The organism is Rothia sp. (in: high G+C Gram-positive bacteria) (assembly GCF_030540545.1).
GTDB lineage: Bacteria > Actinomycetota > Actinomycetes > Actinomycetales > Micrococcaceae > Rothia.
Genome location: NZ_JAUNVZ010000110.1, coordinates 1 through 1,093 on the forward strand (window position 1 = coordinate 1; position 1,093 = coordinate 1,093).

A 1,093-nucleotide genomic window follows, 5' to 3' on the forward strand; every position below is an offset into this window, starting at 1 on the left:
TTTTTTAATGTCGCTGGGGGTGGGCTCGTATTCGTGGATTTCAGCCCCCGGTTTGGTAAGTGACTCCACGTTTAGGTGGTCACCCGCCACGTTCTTAGCAATATCAGCCAGCACGGTAAAGGTGGTGAGCACGGTCTTCTTACCATTTCCGGACGATGCGGGGCCCGCACCTGAGCAGGCGGTTAATAAGAGAATGAACACGCTGAACATTGCAAGGGCTGCGATGCGGATGCGTCGGGGGGCATTGTGGGTGTTATGCCGTGTAATGAAAGCCAGTGGAGTAAACATCGGTTGTCTTTCTATATGATGTGCTGATACTTCGTAGTGTCTGCGTTTTGCGCGGGTGGTTCTGCGACTGTGAAAACCACCTACTTTGTGGATGCTATTAACATTAGTTCGCCTAGGCGAACTTTACAACTTAGGCGGCATGGCATGGAAAAAATTAAGGCTCCACTCAACGTCAAGAAAAAGCCTACAGAACGCTATAGAACACAGAACTGCACAATCTATTGAGAATAATTCCTAATAGCATCATTGCGCGTCATATACGCAAAAATACGCCTAAAATCTAGGCTTTTTAGACACATCGGAGTACCTTAAAAAGGTGAGAAGCATGCGATTCTCACCCCAACCACTCACAGGGGCCAGCGCCCCAGATTAAGGAGTCTCCCATGAAGGCAGCTCGTTTCTATGACCGCAACGATATTCGTATCGAAGACATCCCGGCCCCCAAAGTAGCCCCCGGTGAAGTACTCGTTAAGGTCGCCTGGTGCGGCATTTGCGGCACCGACCTGCACGAATACCTCGACGGCCCCATCTTCTGCCCCCAGCACGGGCACCCGCACCCCATCTCGGGTGAGGATTCCCCCGTCACCATGGGCCACGAGTTCTCTGGCGTCGTGAAAGAACTCGGCGAAGGCGTCACCGACCTGGAAGTCGGCGACCATGTGGTTGTTGAGCCCTACATCATTGATGACGCAGTGGATGTTGGCCCCGACTCAAAGACCTACCACCTGTCAAAGAACATGAACTTTATCGGCCTGGCAGGCCGTGGCGGCGGGCTCTCCGAAGTTGTGAGCGTCAAGCGCCGCTG

Annotated in this window: 2 protein-coding genes; one reads left to right on the forward strand and one right to left on the reverse strand. The window is 53.1% G+C overall.

From position 1 onward, the window contains the following. Positions 1-210: metal ABC transporter solute-binding protein, Zn/Mn family (locus Q4P78_RS09290; protein ID WP_303340086.1), on the reverse strand; the 210-nt coding region annotated here is incomplete at its 3' end. Positions 211-671: 461 nt separating this feature from the next. Between Q4P78_RS09290 and Q4P78_RS09295 the strand changes: the two genes are divergently transcribed. Beyond that, positions 672-1,093 (forward strand): alcohol dehydrogenase catalytic domain-containing protein (locus Q4P78_RS09295; RefSeq protein ID WP_303340085.1); only part of this gene is annotated, 422 nt, incomplete at its 3' end.